Genomic DNA, 15,299 nt, shown 5'->3' with positions numbered 1-15,299 from the left:
CAAACGCTGGGCTGGAAATTCCCTGTCGAGGTGCTGGTTGAATACCTCCAGCTGCAGGCCACTAACCAGTTAAATTCAATTCACTGATGTTGCACTTGGAACTTGAGGCGGCCGACATCAATATTGCGCAAACCGTTCTGATGGAAGAGCGATTGCATCAGTCCAATCAGCTGCTTGAGCGGGCGCTCACGCTTGATGAGCAGCCAGTGGAGGCACTGACCGTGCTTGCGCAGAATCACTTTCTTCTGGGTACCCGTGTTGATGAAGGCTTTGAGTGGGCGCAACTGCTCAACGTATTCGACAGCAAAAATGTGGCGTCGTCTGAATCTCGGCCGCACTCACGCACCACTGGTTTGGCTAGCACCTATATTGAGCAGGCATTAGCGGTTTATCCGCGCTACTTGCCAGCACATCGGACCTGGGCCAATTTTCTGCAGCCTAGGTGGGGTGGGACGGAGGCTCTGGTGCTGAGCGCCATAGACCAGGCGCAGCGCGCAGGTATAGAAGAGCCGGATTTGCTCGATATGCGAGATGACTTCGTTATCTACCCTGCTACGTTTTCGACACCCGGTGCCACACAAGCCTACTGGGAAAAGGCAATCGCTCAACAGCCTACTCGCAAACGTCTGGAAGGGCTGCTGCATGACCAGGTTGGCCGGAAAAACTGGAAAGCCACAGTGCCCGCAGCCGAAGCGCTGATTGCTCGTTACCCGGATGACGGCGGCGCCTATTATTGGTTGGCGGAAGCCAAGAAAATGATGGGCCAGACCGATGAGGCGCGGGCCGCTCATCTCTATGCGGCTGCGTTGGGCAATGATGCCGCCGCCCAAGAGTTGATCATGGCCTTTATTCGCGGCGGCCTGGGCATCGACGAAAACTATGCCGGCCCGAGTCTTCCCCAGCTATGCCATTACAGCGCTGCTCTGGGCTCACCCATCGGTGCCAACTGCCTGGGCGCTGGGTACTTCGAGGGAGGCCAACCCGGTGTGCCCTTTGCGCGTGACCCCGCGCAGGGTTACGCCTGGCATTTACTGGCCTCCCGAGCGGGCCACTACAACTCACAGTTTGATCTTGGCTGGATGCTTTATAGCGGCAGGGTACAGGGTGTTGATAGTGAACAGGCTCAGGAGCTGGGGATATTCTGGTTGCGTCGTGCCGAGGAGAAGGGCCATACCTTTGCTGCCCGCAGGCTCGATGAACTGGGTGTTGACCGCTCCTCATCGCCTATCAGTCGCGATAACCTATTTGTGCTGACCAAGTCGTTCAAGACCGGTCTTGTCTGGGTACGTCAGCAGCTGCAAGGTTTATGGGCATAGGTAAACTCAGATTCGATGACCGGCGCTTATGCTGTTGCCTGGGCTGATACGTGCAGGCTGAATCGGCTTTCACCGCGGGATGTTTGGCTGGCACGGGAGCAATTGAATGTGCAAGGTGAGTTTGCTGCTGGGCTGCGTTCTGGCTGTCGCTGCCTGGCAGCCGTCGGCGATCGCCGGAGAGTCGCTGTCTGCGGCAGGGCAGACTGAAGATCATTGGTATCGCCCGGCTGTGGGGGTGACCTGGCAGTGGCAGTTGCTGGTCAATGACGAGCATCCGTTGAACACGGCTTACGAGGCGGAACTATATAACCTGGATCTGTTCACCACGCCTGCGACCACCATCAGCCGATTGCAGGCTGCTGGCCGCCGCGTGGTCTGCTACTTCTCGGCTGGCACCTATGAGAGCTACGTCGCAGACCGCAGTCAGTTTGCCGCCCGGGATCTGGGCCAGGCTCTCGCGGACTGGCCCGATGAGCGATGGCTGGATATTCGCTCACCCGCAGTACAGCGCATCATGATCGCGCGTCTGGATCTGGCGGCGGCAAAGGGCTGCGACGGGGTCGAACCCGATAACGTGCAGGGTTATCTGGAGGACACCGGCTTTGCCCTCAGCGCCGAAGATCAGCTTGCCTACAATCGCTTTATCGCCCTTGAGGCGCATCGACGAGGGCTGGCGGTTGGGCTGAAGAACGCGCTGGAACAGGTCGCGGAGCTGGTTGAATACTTTGATTTTTCGATTAACGAGCAATGCTTTCAGTACAACGAATGCGAGCCGTTGATGGCATTTATCAAGGCCGGCAAGCCTGTGCTGAATGTCGAGTATCCAGACCCGCAGTCTGCCCTGAATCCCCGTTGGCTAGCCAAGCTGTGCGAGGCCGCCAATGCACGCCAGTTCAGCACCTTGATACTGCCGGTGGCATTGGATGACAGCTTCCGCGTTGCCTGTCAGGGCGATGCATCCAGATAACCCTGCTGGTTTCGTTGCAAGGCCGTGCTACCCAATGTCAGTGGTTGAGCTGTGCTTTACCCGGCACCGTCATTAGCGATACCGTCGGTCAAGGCTCGCAGCGCCGTTGCTGCGGTTAAAGCTAACAGGGACGATATGAACAACCATCCTCGCGCCACTGCAGTTCAGGACTTTTCCAACGGCACGGATGTGCCGGTCGCCGTGCTGGTCGATTGCGACAATGTACCGCCCGAGATTCTGCCCTATGCTTTGCGCATGGCGGCGCAGTTTGGCCGCGTGGCGCTGCGCCGGGGTTACGGCAATCACGCTACCCTGGCCAATCGCTGGCAAGAGGCGCTGGTGCGGCTGGCCTTTACCCCGCACCTGCAATACCAGTACGCCTCAGGCAAAAATACGGCGGATATCGCGTTGGCGCTGGACGCGCTGGAGGCGATGTTTGACCACCGCGCAGAGACCTTCTGCCTGGTCACCAGCGACTCGGATTTTGCCTATCTGTGCCGCAAGTTGCGCGAGCGCGGCGCGCGGGTGTGCATTGTCGGTGAGAGCAAAACGCCGGAGGCGTTGCGCAACGCCAGTGACCAGTTCTTTGAGTGGTCCGCTGCTGAACCCGACCCGGAAGCCAACGGTGATTCGGCGGAAAAGGCGCCGGCAAAAAAGGAGCCGGCCAAGCGCAAGTCAGGCAAGGCAGACACCGGCAAGGAGCCTTTGAAAGAGGCCAACAAGGACGCCGCCAAAGAAAGCAGCAAAGCCTCGAAGCAGCGCCCGCGTTTTGTTGCCGAGGCCGTGTCGCTGTTGGCCAGCGAGTCCTCAGAGGGCAGGGTGGGCCTGGGCCCGCTCGGTCAGTATCTCAAACGTACGGATCCGGCATTCTCCCCCAAAACCTACGGCCACTCCGGCCTGCTGGATATGGTCAAGACCTACGATCTGCTGGAGCTGTATCAGGAGGCCGGCGGTAACTGGTCGGTGGGCCTGGCGGATGCCAGGGGCAGCTAGCGCTCGTCAGACAGCTCGGCAAAGGTGTGCTGTCGGCCACCGTTGCGCTTGGCGCGGTACATGGCGTCATCGGCCAGGTGGATCAGTTGCAGGTCGTTCTGTCCGTGCTCGGGGTACACGGCGATACCCACGCTGGGCGAGCTGTGCAGTAACTTGCCGTCGATAAGGTAGTTAGCACTCAGCGCGTCGACTATCTTGTTGGCCACCATGGCGGCATCGTCGGGCCGGCTGATGTTATCCAGCACTATCGCAAACTCGTCGCCACCCAATCGGCCGACTGTATCCGATTCGCGCACGCACTTGCGCAGGCGCTGCGCCACTTCGCGCAATAGCTGATCGCCGATGCCGTGGCCAAAGGTATCGTTGATCTGTTTGAAGTTGTCCATGTCCAGATAAAGTACCGCCAGGCGCAGGGCGTCGCGTTGCGCGCGATGCAGCGCTTGCTGTAGACGGTCGAGAAAGAGTGCACGGTTGGCCAGGAGCGTCAGTTGGTCGTGTCGGGCGAGAAACTCCAGGTGGGCGTGGGTGCGTCTGCGCTCAACGGCGGCGGCCAATTGTCCGGCTACAAACTGCAGCAGCTCTTGGTCCTGCTGCGTGTAGCGCGCCGTGCCGCTGTAGCTTTGCAGGACCAGCGCCCCAAGGGTTCCGTGCTCGGTGGTGAGCGGTACACCGAGCCAGTCGAGTGCAGGTTGGCCGCTGGCTGTCGCCGTTTGGGCAAGGCTGTGCTCGGCGAGGTCTTGCATGAGCAGTAGGGCTTCACCGTTGCGGATAACTCGGCTTAGCCGAGCGCAGGTCGCCAGGCGGGTAGGCGCCGGCACCGGTTCGCGCTGGTCTACATGGTAGGGAAAGCTGAGCTGGTCGGTGGCGGCGTCGTACAGCGCCACAAAAAAGTTGTCGGCGGGCAACAGTTGCCCGATCAACTCATGCACGCGCAAGTACAACGCCTGCAGATCACCTGCAGCATGGGCGGTTTCCGAGATGGCATACACCGCCGCCTGCATGGCCTCGGCACGTTTGCGTGCGGTGATGTCGCGGGCTACGCCCACACGCACCTGTTCCACCTCAAGCAGCTGGGCAGACCACATGATGTGCACGATGTGGCCTGCCTTGTGCACATAACGGTTCTCGTGATCGGAAGAGGCCTGACCGGCGTTGATTCGGGCTACCAGCGCCAGATTGCTTTCGCGGTCATCCGGGTGCATGAAGTCGAAGACCGAGCGGCCGATCATTTCTTCCGGGCGATAGCCAAACACCCGCTCGCTCGCGGCACTGACGGAAACAAACCGTCCCGTCATATCCACCACGCAGACAACGTCCAGCAGCAGATCAAGCAGCTTGCTCTGGGGCAGGTGGGGAGAAGGTGTCGTCGGGTGGGTCATAGGGTAGCGCCTGTAGCGGCCGTGCCGGCCCAATCGGATTATCTACCGCTGAGCCGATAAGGCATCGGCCGCGCGGCCTGAGGCGCAATGTTACCGCGCCATTATGCGTTTCACATGACCGGAAGGAAATAGCACAACTACCGTGCCGTCTCGGCTTGGGGTTAATTGAAGCGGCGTGCGCAGCCAACGGGGCCGAAACAAGCTATGCACTTTCCTCACAGGTCGATGTCGGTATAGAACCCGCCGGTTTTGTATTCTCGCCGAACCCGGCCCCTCACAGGAGAATTACATGGATCTTCGCTCCGGGCATTGTTTCTGGCCGATCAACTCAGGTTTGATTCAATCCTATCCCAGCCTGGCTGGCGATCTGGACTGCGATGTACTGGTTATAGGTGCGGGCATTACCGGCGCGTTGATCGCCGACTACCTGACACAAAAGAAGGTCAAGGTCGTGGTACTGGATCGCAGAGATGTCGCCAGCGGCAGCACCAGCGCCTCAACAGCCATGCTGCAATATGAAATCGACACCCATCTGCAAGACCTGATTATCCGTATCGGCAAGGAACCCGCCGAGCGTGCCTATCTGCTGTGTTCCGACGCCATCGACAAGCTGGCAGACATGACCAAGGACTTGCCGGACTGCGGCTTCAAGCGTTACAGCAGCTTTTACTTTGCCTCCAGCGAGGATGACGTGGCTGCCCTGGAAGCCGAATATCAGGCGCGCAAGGAGGCCGGCTTTGACCTGGAACTGTGGCGTCAGGAGGACATCAGTTCGCGTTTCAACTTCAGCGCTCCCTGCGGCCTTTATTCACGGCAGGGCGCGCAGGTAGACCCCTTTCGGCTTGCCCACGCCTTGCTTGGCCGGGCCAGCAAGGCGGGCGCGCAGATATTTGATCGCAGCGAGGTCAGCGAGATAGATCAGGCGCAGGACGGCGTGGTTGCTCGCACCGCCGAGGGCCACCAGGTGCGCGCACAGAAAGTGGTTTTTGCCTGCGGCTATGAAGCGCAAAGCTGGTTGCAGCAGAAGGTTGTTGATCTCAACAGCACCTTTGCCCTGATCACCGAGCCGGTCAGTGACTTCAGCGGTTGGCACGAGCAATGTCTGCTCTGGGAGTCGGCCCGCCCCTACACTTACATGCGCACGACAACCGACAACCGGATTCTGATTGGCGGGGAAGATGAGCCCTACAAGAACAGTAAATTGCGCGATAAAGCCTTGCCAAAAAAATGCGAGGCGCTGAGCAAGAAACTGGCTGAGCTGATGCCGGCCATTGAATTCCAGGTGGCGTATTCCTGGGCCGGCACCTTTGGCGAGACCAAGGATGGCCTGGCGTATATCGGGGAAACTCAGGAGTTTCCCAATGCCTACTTTGCGCTTGGCTATGGTGGGAATGGCATAACCTACAGCGTTACCGCAGCGCAGATCATTGCAGATTTGTATCTGGGCAAAACCAACGCCGATGCAGACCTCTTCCGCTTTGGCCGGTAGCGTTCAGGGCGCTACGATTTTTTCCATCTGATTGGGGAATCTGGCCACAAAGGAGGTGCCGGATTCCTCCGTGGAGGACACGCTCAGTGTGCCGTCGTGGCTCTTTGCAATCTGCGAGGCGATATACAAGCCTAGTCCCAAGCCTTCGCCACGCCCGCCGGCTTCAGACCGGGTGAAGGGATGAAAGAGCAGCGGCATCAACTCTTGTGCAATAGTGTTGCCCTGATTGGTAACCGACAGAATCACATGGTTGTCTTCAACGGTGGCGGCAATCTTGATGGGCGAGCCAGGTTCGCCGTGGCTCACTGCGTTCACCAGCAGATTCGACAGCAGTTGCCCCATTCGCCCCGCGTCACAAAAGCTCTGCTCCGGCAGCACCAGTTCGCGGTGCATGGTGCTGGCCTGGTGAGTAGACGCCACTTCGTCGATCACTGCGTTGAGCGCGTAAGCCAGTTGATCGGTCATGACGCGGCGTACGGGGATGCCGCCGCCGAGGCGGCCACGGGAAAAATCCAGGACATCCTCAATCAGCGAGCTCATGCGCCCCGAGCTTTGCTTTATCGAGGTGGCCAGCTCGCGATCACGGCCGACTGTCAGCTTGGTCTGTAGCAGTTCGGCGCTCATGCTGATGGCCGTCAGTGGCGAGCGCAGATCGTGGCCCAGCACCGCAATGAACTGCTCGCGCAGTCGGCCGGTTTCCGTCTCTCTGGCCAGAGCTGCCTCAATCTGAGCCTGCGCTTCCTGCATGTCCAGCTGGACTGCAATCAGCTGCGCAAACAGTTCGAGTGTCTTGCGCGTTGCATTTTCATCAAACTCGGCGGGTTGGCTGTCGATGGCGCAGAGGGTTCCGAAGAACTCGCCGTTGGCGCGCACAATCGGGATGGAAACGTAGCTTTCCAGCTGGTACATGCGCGGGGTGTGGTGAGTCGAGTAAACAGGATCATCTTTTACGTTGCGAAAAATCACCGGTTGGCGGTGGTCGCGGATTTCATTGCAGATGGTGGTATCAAGTACCAGTTCACCACCGGGTTGCAGACCAAAGTCGATGGAATCGTCTACCGCGCAGGCCACCCATTTCTCGGTGGTCACCCTGGCTATTGCAGCAAAGCGCATGCCGGTGCTTTGTTTCACCATACTGAGTATCAGTGGGACGGCATCAATCCTGGAGATGCGTTGGACGTCACCATCAAGGTTGGAGTAATCAGACATCGGGTGGCGCCAAATAAAGGAATTTTCAGGAGTTTATGCGTTATTGCCCGGTTTGCCTATGCAGCGCCTCGGCTGTTCCGGACATTGGGCGGGCGAGATAAAGGGGCTCGGCAACACATGACTTCCCGCGCAAAAGCAGGATAATGGCGGCCAATTCGTCCCGCTCGCAACTCTGGTGCCCCCCATGGAAATCAAGGTCAACTTTCTCGACAATCTGCGGCTTGAAGCCAAGTTCGATGACTTCACGGTGGTGTCGGATCAGCCCATTCGCTACAAAGGCGATGGTTCGGCGCCGGGGCCCTTCGATTACTTTCTGGCCTCGTCTGCGTTGTGTGCGGCTTACTTTGTGAAGCTCTACTGCAACACGCGCAACATCCCCACCGACAATATTCGCCTCTCGCAGAACAACATCGTTGACCCCGAGAATCGCTATAAGCAGACCTTTAAGATTCAGGTCGAATTGCCGGCCGACATCTCCGACAAGGATCGTCAGGGGATTCTGCGCTCCATCGACCGCTGCACCGTCAAGAAGGCGGTACAGACTGGCCCTGACTTTATCATTGAAGAAGTCGAGAATCTGGACGCCGACGCCCAAGCCCTGCTGATGCCCTTGAATGCTGCGGGTGAGGGCACTCGCATTCTGGGCAAGGATCTGCCGCTGGAGCAGACCATCGCCAATATGTCTGGCCTCCTCGCCGACCTGGGGATGAAGATCGAGATCGCCTCTTGGCGTAACATCGTACCCAACGTTTGGTCGCTGCATATCCGTGATGCGCAATCGCCGCTGTGCTTTACCAATGGCAAAGGCGCGACCAAAGAGGCGGCACTCGCCTCGTCACTGGGCGAGTTTATCGAGCGGCTGAACTGCAACTTCTTTTACAACGATCAGTTCTGGGGCGAAGACATTGCCAATGCCGACTTTGTGCATTACCCGAACGAGCGCTGGTTCAAACCCGGCCGCAAGGACGCGCTGCCAGATGGCTTGTTGGATGACTACTGTCTGGACATCTACAACCCCGAGGGCGAGCTGCGCGCCTCGCATCTGATCGACACCAACTCCGGCAATGTAGCGCGCGGTATCTGCGCGCTGCCCTACGTGCGCCAGTCCGATGGCGAGACCGTCTACTTTCCATCCAACCTGATCGAGAACCTGTTTCTCAGCAACGGCATGAGCGCGGGCAACACCCTGGCCGAAGCCCAGGTGCAGTGCCTGTCGGAAATCTTCGAGCGGGCGGTCAAACGCGAGATTCTGGAAGGTGAACTGGCGCTACCCGATGTACCGGAAGCCGTGATCGCCAAATACCCCGCGATTCTCGCTGGCATTCAGGGGCTGGAAGAGCAGGGCTTCCCGGTGCTGGTGAAGGACGCCTCGCTCGGTGGTGAGTTTCCGGTCATGTGCGTGACCCTGATGAATCCGCGCACCGGCGGCGTCTTTGCCTCCTTTGGCGCGCACCCCAGTTTTGAAGTGGCGCTGGAGCGCAGCCTGACCGAGCTGCTGCAGGGCCGCAGCTTTGAAGGCTTGAACGATCTGCCGCAGCCGACCTTTGAAAGCCAGGCAGTGACCGAGCCGAACAACTTTGTCGAGCACTTTATCGATTCCAGCGGCGTGGTCTCCTGGCGCTTTTTCAGCGCCAACGCCGACTATGACTTTGTCGAGTGGGACTTCTCGGGGCAGGGCGAAGACTCCAATGTGCAGGAGGCGCAAACCCTGTTCGGCATCCTCGAAGGCCTGGGCAAGGAAGCCTACATGGCGGTCTACGACGATCTGGGTGCCACTGCCTGCCGCATTCTGGTGCCGGGCTACTCCGAGGTGTACCCGGTGGATGACCTGATCTGGGACAACACCAACAAGGCGCTGTATTTCCGCGACGATATTCTCAACCTGCATAGCCTGGATGAGGCACAACTGCAGGACCTGGTGGAGCGTCTGGAAGAAAGCGAGCTGGATGATTACACCGATATCAAGACCCTGATCGGCATCGAGTTTGATGACAACACCGTTTGGGGGCAGCTGACGATTCTGGAGCTCAAGGCGCTGATCTATCTGGCGCTGCAGCAGTTTGAAGAGGCCAAGGAGCTGGTCGAGACTTTCCTGCAGTTCAACGACAACACGGTCGAGCGCGGGCTGTTCTATCAGGCGGTCAATGTGGTGCTGGAAGTCCTGCTGGACGACGAGCTGGAGTTGGCCGACTTTGCGCCCAACTTCCAGCGCATGTTTGGCGCGGAGCGTCTGGCCGCTGCGATCGGCTCGACCGATGGCAGCGTGCGTTTCTATGGCCTGACAGCCACCAACACGCAGCTGGAAGGCCTGGATCGTCATCTGCGCCTGATCGAGAGTTACAGAAAACTGCATGCAGCGCGGGCCAGGGCCGCTGGATTGTCGAGCTAAGCGCTCCGGCTGTTGTTGATGTTGGCATTGCGCTGATCAGCAGCAAGACACTCTGTTTGCAGATCAGCTATCGCGCCAGCGATCCCAAGGCGCAACGGGCGTGACAGCGTCGCTGAGGTAATCCACGAACGCCTTCACCTTGGGCGCGGTAATCTGCCGCTCGCGGGTGAGCAGGTAGAGTTCACGGCGGCCGGGCGTGACCTCACACCGCCAGCTTTCCAGCACGCTGACCAGCGTGCCGCTGGCAAGGGCTTCTGCCACCAGCCAGGTGGGAAACAGCACCAGACCCTGCCCCAGCAGCGCTGCCCGTAGCAGGCTGCCGGCATCGTTGCTGGCCAGGCTGCCATGCACCTCGAACGCCTTCTCCGGCGCCGTATCATTTTTCTGAAAATACCAGCGCTGGCGGCCCATTTCGCCCTGATAAACCAGGCAGTCGTGCTGGGCGAGGGCGTCCGGGGTGGTGGGCGTCCCGTGCCTTGCCAGGTAATCAGGCGCCGCGGCTACCACGTAGTTCATCGGTGCCAGGCGCCGTGCGACCAGCGAGGAATCAGCCAGATTGCCGACCCGGAAGGTAACGTCATGCCGTTCGCGCACGGGATCAACCACCCGATCATTCAGCAGCAGTTCGACCTTGATGGCCGGAAACTCCTGCTGGAAGCGGTGCAGCAACGGCACCAGCTGGTATTGGCCAAAGGCACTGGGTGCGTTGATCCGCAACACACCACCGGGTTTGGACTGGGATTCACGCAGGGCTTCATTGGCCGTGGCCAGGCGCTCGAGTATGTCGCGCACCTCTTCATAGTACTGCCGGCCGGCTTCGGTCAGGGTGACCGCGCGCGTGTGCCGGTAGAGCAGTGGCTGGCCCACTGCGTGCTCCAAGGCTTGAATCTGGCGCGATACCGACGACACGGCCCGATGGAAATGGCGTGCGGCGGCGGTAAAACTGCCGGTAGCCGCGACTCGCTCGAAGATGAGTAAAGCGTTAAGGTCCATGTGCTGGTTCAAGTTGCGCCCTGTGCAATAAAGATTTGCGATAACGCTGATTGTAGCAATGATCCGCTGCCACCAGACTCTGTTTATCTGCTCGGCGTAACGCCGCGCTTCCGAATTCTCAGCAGGAGATATGAACATGCGTAAAGGTACAGCGTTGGTGGTGGGCGCCACCGGTATTACCGGCGGTAATCTGGCGAGCTATCTGGTCGCCAGCGGTTGGTCGGTATATGGGCTGTCACGGGGTGCGACAGCGCAGGAGGGTGTGATCCCTGTCACGGTTGATCTGCTGGACGCGCAAGCGGCCCGTCAAGCACTCGCTGGCTTGCCCATTACCCATGTTTTCTACTGCACCTGGGTGCGCCGCGACAACGAGCAGGCCAATGTGCAAGCCAACAGCGCGATGATGCGCAATCTGTTTGCCGCGCTGGATAGCGAGCGCCTGCAGCACGCGTCTCTGGTCACCGGCACCAAGCAGTATCTGGGCTCCTTCGAGGCCTATGGCAGCGGACGTATCGAGACGCCATTCCGTGAGTCCGAGCCACGTGTGCCGGGTGACAACTTCTACTATGCGTTGGAAGACGTACTCTTCGAGGCCGCCGAGCGCGACGGTTTCAGCTGGAACGTGCATCGCCCGCACACGGTCATCGGTTACGCCCGCGGTAACGCGATGAACATGGGCACGACGCTGGCGGTTTATGCCTCGATCTGCAAGGCGACCGACCAGCCTTTTGTCTTTCCCGGCTCGCAAACCCAGTGGAATGCGCTGACCGACATGACCGATGCGCTGGTGCTGGCGCGGCAGATGGAGTGGGCTGCTACCACGCCGGGTGCGGCCAACCAGGCCTTCAATACGGTCAACGGCGACGTATTTCGCTGGCGCCGCATGTGGCGTGAGATTGGTGAGTACTTCGGCCTGGAGGTGGCGGATTGCCCCGAAACGCCGCAGCCGCTGGATAGCCGCATGGCCGATGCAAAACAAGTCTGGGCTGAACTGGTGCAGCAACATAACCTGGCTGAGCCGGATCTCGACCAGCTGGTGTCCTGGTGGCACACCGATGCGGATCTGGGACGCGAGCAGGAATGCGTGAACGATCTTACCAAGTCACGTGACTTCGGCTTTGATCATTTCCGCGAGACGCGCAGCGCCTTCTTTGACCTGTTTGATCGCCTGCGGGCAGAAAGGATTATTCCCTGAGGGCGCGATGCTGCAGAGCGGATCAAGGCGGTAGATTAGTGCAAGAGCCAGTGGCGGCGAGATGATCTGGACCGTTACTTGCGTTTGCTCAAGCGCTACCAGAAACTGCCGTGCCCAGCGCATGCGGAGGGCAGCAAGTTTGAACCGTTAGCGGGCACTCGCAGCGATGGGATTGCTATCGGATCTTTTATCCCCAGGAGGCAGTATGCCCATTGATACAACGCCTGCAGCAGGGCGCCGCGCGATGGTGATCGGTGCGTCCCGCGGCATCGGCCTTGGCCTGGTTCGTTCGTTGCTGGGGTGGGGCTGGCAGGTAACTGCAACGGTGCGCGATCTCGAACGGGTACCTGCTGCGCTGAGCGAACTGCAGTCACAGCATCCGCAGCAGCTTGGCATTGCGGCATTCGATATGGCACAGGCGGCACCGGCCAGTACCCTGGTTACGCCTGCGCGGCCGCTGCAACTACTGGTGGTGTCTGCCGGCGTTTTGGGGCCGGAGCACCAACGAGCTGACCAGGTAACCCGGGATGAGCTAGCCGACTTGTTCAATATCAACGCCATGGCACCCCTGCGTGTTGCAAGGGCGCTGCTGCCGGCCCTAAGCGCCGGTGGGGTAGTCGCGTTTATCAGTTCGCGTATGGGCAGTGTGGCCTTGAACGATGGCGAAGGCCTGGAGCTTTACCGGGCCAGCAAGGCGGCGCTCAATAGCCTCACCCGTGGTTTTGCCATCAAGGAGGCAATCCCGGCGGGGCTTGGCGTGCTCAACCTTCATCCCGGCTGGGTGCAGTCCGATATGGGCGGCAGTAATGCACCGGTTACGGTTGAGCAAAGTACCAGGGGCATGGTCACAGTGATGGAAGAGGCGTTGGGACAGAGTGAACACCGCTTTCTGGATTTTGAAGGTAATACGCTGGACTGGTAACACAGCGCGTCACCTGCCTAGCAATGGCCCAGACAGAACCGCCACTGGAACAGGAGTGTGAGTCATGCAAGAGCACCTAATCACCGAGGGGCCTGGCGTCTCGCCGGATCAGCTCATTGATGTGTATTGCGCCGGAGCGGTTGATACCACCCCGTGGCGCGTTATAACCGACGAGGTTATGGGCGGCGTTTCCACCGCAGCGCTGCAGCAGGGCGAACGCCTTGGTTCACCCTGCACTTGCCTGCGTGGCCGCACCCGGTTGGAGAACGACGGCGGCTTTGTACAGATGAAGCACCCGATAACGCCCGATGCGGCACTGGCCGATTACGCTGGGCTGTTCATTGAGCTATGCGGTCCCGCGCATGAGTATGAGATTCGGGTAAAGACCAGCCAGTTGGACAAGCCCTGGCAATCCTTCCGCCACACTCTGGCGGTAACGCCGAACTGGACGCGCTTTATCGTGCCTTATGCGCAGTTGCATGCGCACCGCACTGAGGTGACGTTGGAGCCGGAAAGTATCCTGAGCGTAGCGGTCATTGCCATAGGTACGGCCTTTGATGTGGAGGTGTGCGTACGCCGCTTCGGCTTCTATCGCTGAGTGCTGAGCGTGCTGCCTGTGCGCCCTCCGTTGTGCGTCGGCAGCACGACCACACCACCCCAAGCCAAGGCATCCGGCAATCAGGCTGACTGCAGCGCCTGCCCTGGCTGTAACTCTTGCTGCAGGTCTGCCACCAGCGAATCAATCTGCTGGTTTGCCTGAGCAATCGACCCTGCCAGCACCGCCCCGCCTACTTCCTGACCCTCGATCGCGATCTGGTGTACCCGGGTAATGCCGATAAACCCCAGCGCGGTAATCAGCGCCGGTTCCATGTGATTCATCGCGGCCATCTCTGCGCCGGGGCCGAAGCCGACACCGCCCCTGGCGGCCAGAATAACCGCGTGTCTTGGCCGATCGGCCAGCTTGGGCACATAGGGATCAAGCGGGTTACTGTCATCCATCTCAATGGTTCTACCGGGGCGTACGATCTGGTCTATCCAGGCTTTCAGCGCGGCGGGCATGCCGAAGTTATACAGCGGCGCGGCAATCACCAGCACATCGGCTGCAATCAGTTCGGCGACCAGTTGTTCGCTTTCTGCCAGGGTGTCCAGCATCCAGGGTTCACGCTTGTCATCCGGGGTGAACGAGGCGGCGATCCAGTCATGGCTGATGAAGGAGGGCGGCTGCTGGCCGATATCGCGGTAGCAGAGGGTGTCATGTTCGCGCCGCGCCAACCACTGACTGACGAAGCGCTGGCTGAGATAGCGGCTGTGCGAACCATGCACGTCTGTGCCGGCAAGGCCAGGGCGGGCGCTGGCGTCGAGCTGCAGAATATGCGTCATGGTGAGTCTCCTTTGTGCAATTAAATTCATCTGTTATTCGTCGAAGATTCAGCCTAGAGTTAGGCTGTTCAGGCGACAAACGATCAATTTTTTCTGATACGAATGAAAGGAGTTCATCTATGGGGCGGCGCTGGTTACCTTCGCTCTCAGCACTGCGCGGCTTTGAAGCGGCTGCGCGACATGAAAGCGCCAAGCGGGCGGCAGAGGAACTGTCGGTGACCGCGACCGCCATCAGCCATCAGATACGCGCACTGGAAGAATCGCTCGGCGTCAGCCTGTTTGTGCGCAAGCCACGTCAGTTGGAGCTGACGCCGCAAGGGCGTGAATTGCAGCAGGTGCTGGAAACCGCCTTCGATAACATCAGCAACACGCTCGAGCGCATCAGCGGCTCGCCGTGCCGGCAGGCGATTACCTTGAGCACCACGCCGGCGGTGGCGGTGCGTTGGCTGTTGTCGTGGGTGTGCATGCTGCGCGATGCGCATCCGAATATTGACCTGCGTATTCACGCCTCCCACGAGCCGGTCGCGCTGGATGGCGTGACCGCTGATATCGCCATTCGCTATGGCGACGGCCGCTGGCCGGGACTGGTGGCAGAAAAGCTGCTCGATAACACGTTCATCCCCGCGTGCAGCCCGCATCTGGCATTGAATGATCCTGCGCAGCTACCGCAACACTCCCTGATCCACTTTCGCAACCAGGCAGCGGCGTCAGCGCCGATTGACTGGGCGGCCTGGCAGAAGCAAGCCAAAGTACCCGGCCTGGACGTGAGCGCGGGGCTGGTATTCTCGGATGAGACCCACGCCGTCTCAGCTGCCGTGGGAGCGCAAGGTGTGGCCCTGATGAGCCGCCAGTTGATCGAGGACGAGCTGCGCGAGGGGCGATTGGTGCAGCCCTTTGGCCCCGAACTGGAAGGTAAGCCGTTCTTCCTGGTCTACCCGGAAAGCCGGAAAAACGACCCGACCATGCGGGCTGTTCGGGATTGGGTGATGGCGGTGCCGGGTGGGCTTTGCAGCTTGTAGGTTTGCTGGCTTGTTGCCGTCGTTTTGGCCTATGTCCTGGATATTCTG

Annotated in this window: 13 protein-coding genes; 9 read left to right on the top strand and 4 right to left on the bottom strand. The window is 59.7% G+C overall.

Annotated elements, in window-relative coordinates:
* Positions 1 to 86 precede the first annotated feature (86 nt).
* The 3 genes from V7747_RS10960 (at position 87) to V7747_RS10950 (ending at position 3,276) form a co-directional block, all read left to right on the top strand.
* The gene (locus V7747_RS10960) at positions 87 to 1,316 is read left to right on the top strand and encodes a tetratricopeptide repeat protein (RefSeq protein WP_335616070.1); all 1,230 of its coding nucleotides are present in this window, start codon (positions 87 to 89) and stop codon (positions 1,314 to 1,316) included.
* 106 nt (positions 1,317 to 1,422) lie between these two features.
* Positions 1,423 to 2,283 (top strand): endo alpha-1,4 polygalactosaminidase, encoded by an 861-nt coding sequence (locus V7747_RS10955; RefSeq protein WP_335616069.1) that lies wholly within the window; start codon positions 1,423 to 1,425, stop codon positions 2,281 to 2,283.
* A 135-nt stretch (positions 2,284 to 2,418) separates the two neighbouring features.
* On the top strand, positions 2,419 to 3,276 hold the full coding sequence (locus V7747_RS10950) for an NYN domain-containing protein (protein ID WP_335616068.1): 858 nt from the start codon (positions 2,419 to 2,421) through the stop codon (positions 3,274 to 3,276).
* On the opposite strand, the gene V7747_RS10945 is transcribed toward V7747_RS10950, so the two are convergent.
* A complete protein-coding gene (locus V7747_RS10945; RefSeq protein WP_335616067.1) occupies positions 3,273 to 4,655 on the bottom strand; it encodes a sensor domain-containing protein in 1,383 nt (460 codons plus the stop codon). The genes V7747_RS10950 and V7747_RS10945 overlap by 4 nt on opposite strands.
* A gap of 289 nt (positions 4,656 to 4,944) precedes the next feature.
* Here V7747_RS10945 and V7747_RS10940 point away from each other — a divergent pair, with 289 nt between their 5' ends.
* A complete protein-coding gene (locus V7747_RS10940; protein WP_335616066.1) occupies positions 4,945 to 6,144 on the top strand; it encodes an NAD(P)/FAD-dependent oxidoreductase in 1,200 nt (399 codons plus the stop codon).
* Positions 6,145 to 6,147: 3 nt separating this feature from the next.
* On the opposite strand, the gene V7747_RS10935 is transcribed toward V7747_RS10940, so the two are convergent.
* Positions 6,148 to 7,353, bottom strand: coding sequence for a GAF domain-containing sensor histidine kinase (locus V7747_RS10935; protein ID WP_335616065.1), 1,206 nt, complete (start codon positions 7,351 to 7,353; stop codon positions 6,148 to 6,150).
* A gap of 184 nt (positions 7,354 to 7,537) precedes the next feature.
* Between V7747_RS10935 and V7747_RS10930 the strand changes: the two genes are divergently transcribed.
* Entirely contained in the window at positions 7,538 to 9,742 is a 2,205-nt protein-coding gene (locus tag V7747_RS10930; RefSeq protein ID WP_335616064.1) for an OsmC domain/YcaO domain-containing protein, read from the top strand.
* Between the two features lie 63 nt (positions 9,743 to 9,805).
* Here the strand turns inward: V7747_RS10930 and V7747_RS10925 are convergent, their stop codons facing one another.
* Positions 9,806 to 10,735 (bottom strand): LysR family transcriptional regulator, encoded by a 930-nt coding sequence (locus tag V7747_RS10925; protein WP_335616063.1) that lies wholly within the window; start codon positions 10,733 to 10,735, stop codon positions 9,806 to 9,808.
* Positions 10,736 to 10,871: 136 nt separating this feature from the next.
* On the opposite strand from V7747_RS10925, the gene V7747_RS10920 reads away from it, so the two are divergent.
* The 3 genes from V7747_RS10920 (at position 10,872) to V7747_RS10910 (ending at position 13,450) form a co-directional block, all read left to right on the top strand.
* Positions 10,872 to 11,930 (top strand): SDR family oxidoreductase, encoded by a 1,059-nt coding sequence (locus V7747_RS10920; RefSeq protein WP_335616062.1) that lies wholly within the window; start codon positions 10,872 to 10,874, stop codon positions 11,928 to 11,930.
* Between the two features lie 205 nt (positions 11,931 to 12,135).
* Positions 12,136 to 12,852 (top strand): SDR family NAD(P)-dependent oxidoreductase, encoded by a 717-nt coding sequence (locus V7747_RS10915; RefSeq protein ID WP_335616061.1) that lies wholly within the window; start codon positions 12,136 to 12,138, stop codon positions 12,850 to 12,852.
* 64 nt (positions 12,853 to 12,916) lie between these two features.
* The gene (locus tag V7747_RS10910) at positions 12,917 to 13,450 is read left to right on the top strand and encodes a CIA30 family protein (RefSeq protein ID WP_335616060.1); all 534 of its coding nucleotides are present in this window, start codon (positions 12,917 to 12,919) and stop codon (positions 13,448 to 13,450) included.
* A gap of 80 nt (positions 13,451 to 13,530) precedes the next feature.
* On the opposite strand, the gene V7747_RS10905 is transcribed toward V7747_RS10910, so the two are convergent.
* Positions 13,531 to 14,232, bottom strand: coding sequence for an FMN-dependent NADH-azoreductase (locus tag V7747_RS10905; RefSeq protein WP_335616059.1), 702 nt, complete (start codon positions 14,230 to 14,232; stop codon positions 13,531 to 13,533).
* 119 nt (positions 14,233 to 14,351) lie between these two features.
* Here V7747_RS10905 and V7747_RS10900 point away from each other — a divergent pair, with 119 nt between their 5' ends.
* The gene (locus tag V7747_RS10900; protein WP_335616058.1) at positions 14,352 to 15,251 is read left to right on the top strand and encodes a LysR substrate-binding domain-containing protein; all 900 of its coding nucleotides are present in this window, start codon (positions 14,352 to 14,354) and stop codon (positions 15,249 to 15,251) included.
* The last annotated feature ends 48 nt before the right edge of the window (positions 15,252 to 15,299 follow it).

Origin of the sequence: Halopseudomonas sp. (genome assembly GCF_036960865.1) — a bacterium.
GTDB lineage: Bacteria > Pseudomonadota > Gammaproteobacteria > Pseudomonadales > Pseudomonadaceae > Halopseudomonas.
This window is presented reverse-complemented; position numbering and strand designations above follow the sequence as displayed.

What these genes read in the sequence shown, in the direction of transcription:
- V7747_RS10915 (WP_335616061.1), top strand. Translation starts at nt 12,136, where the DNA reads ATGCCCATTGATACAACGCCTGCAGCAGGGCGCCGCGCGATGGTGATC.
- V7747_RS10925 (WP_335616063.1), bottom strand. Translation starts at nt 10,735, where the DNA reads ATGGACCTTAACGCTTTACTCATCTTCGAGCGAGTCGCGGCTACCGGC.
- V7747_RS10950 (WP_335616068.1), top strand. Translation starts at nt 2,419, where the DNA reads ATGAACAACCATCCTCGCGCCACTGCAGTTCAGGACTTTTCCAACGGC.
- V7747_RS10905 (WP_335616059.1), bottom strand. Translation starts at nt 14,232, where the DNA reads ATGACGCATATTCTGCAGCTCGACGCCAGCGCCCGCCCTGGCCTTGCC.
- V7747_RS10940 (WP_335616066.1), top strand. Translation starts at nt 4,945, where the DNA reads ATGGATCTTCGCTCCGGGCATTGTTTCTGGCCGATCAACTCAGGTTTG.
- V7747_RS10930 (WP_335616064.1), top strand. Translation starts at nt 7,538, where the DNA reads ATGGAAATCAAGGTCAACTTTCTCGACAATCTGCGGCTTGAAGCCAAG.
- V7747_RS10910 (WP_335616060.1), top strand. Translation starts at nt 12,917, where the DNA reads ATGCAAGAGCACCTAATCACCGAGGGGCCTGGCGTCTCGCCGGATCAG.
- V7747_RS10960 (WP_335616070.1), top strand. Translation starts at nt 87, where the DNA reads ATGTTGCACTTGGAACTTGAGGCGGCCGACATCAATATTGCGCAAACC.
- V7747_RS10945 (WP_335616067.1), bottom strand. Translation starts at nt 4,655, where the DNA reads ATGACCCACCCGACGACACCTTCTCCCCACCTGCCCCAGAGCAAGCTG.
- V7747_RS10900 (WP_335616058.1), top strand. Translation starts at nt 14,352, where the DNA reads ATGGGGCGGCGCTGGTTACCTTCGCTCTCAGCACTGCGCGGCTTTGAA.
- V7747_RS10935 (WP_335616065.1), bottom strand. Translation starts at nt 7,353, where the DNA reads ATGTCTGATTACTCCAACCTTGATGGTGACGTCCAACGCATCTCCAGG.
- V7747_RS10920 (WP_335616062.1), top strand. Translation starts at nt 10,872, where the DNA reads ATGCGTAAAGGTACAGCGTTGGTGGTGGGCGCCACCGGTATTACCGGC.
- V7747_RS10955 (WP_335616069.1), top strand. Translation starts at nt 1,423, where the DNA reads ATGTGCAAGGTGAGTTTGCTGCTGGGCTGCGTTCTGGCTGTCGCTGCC.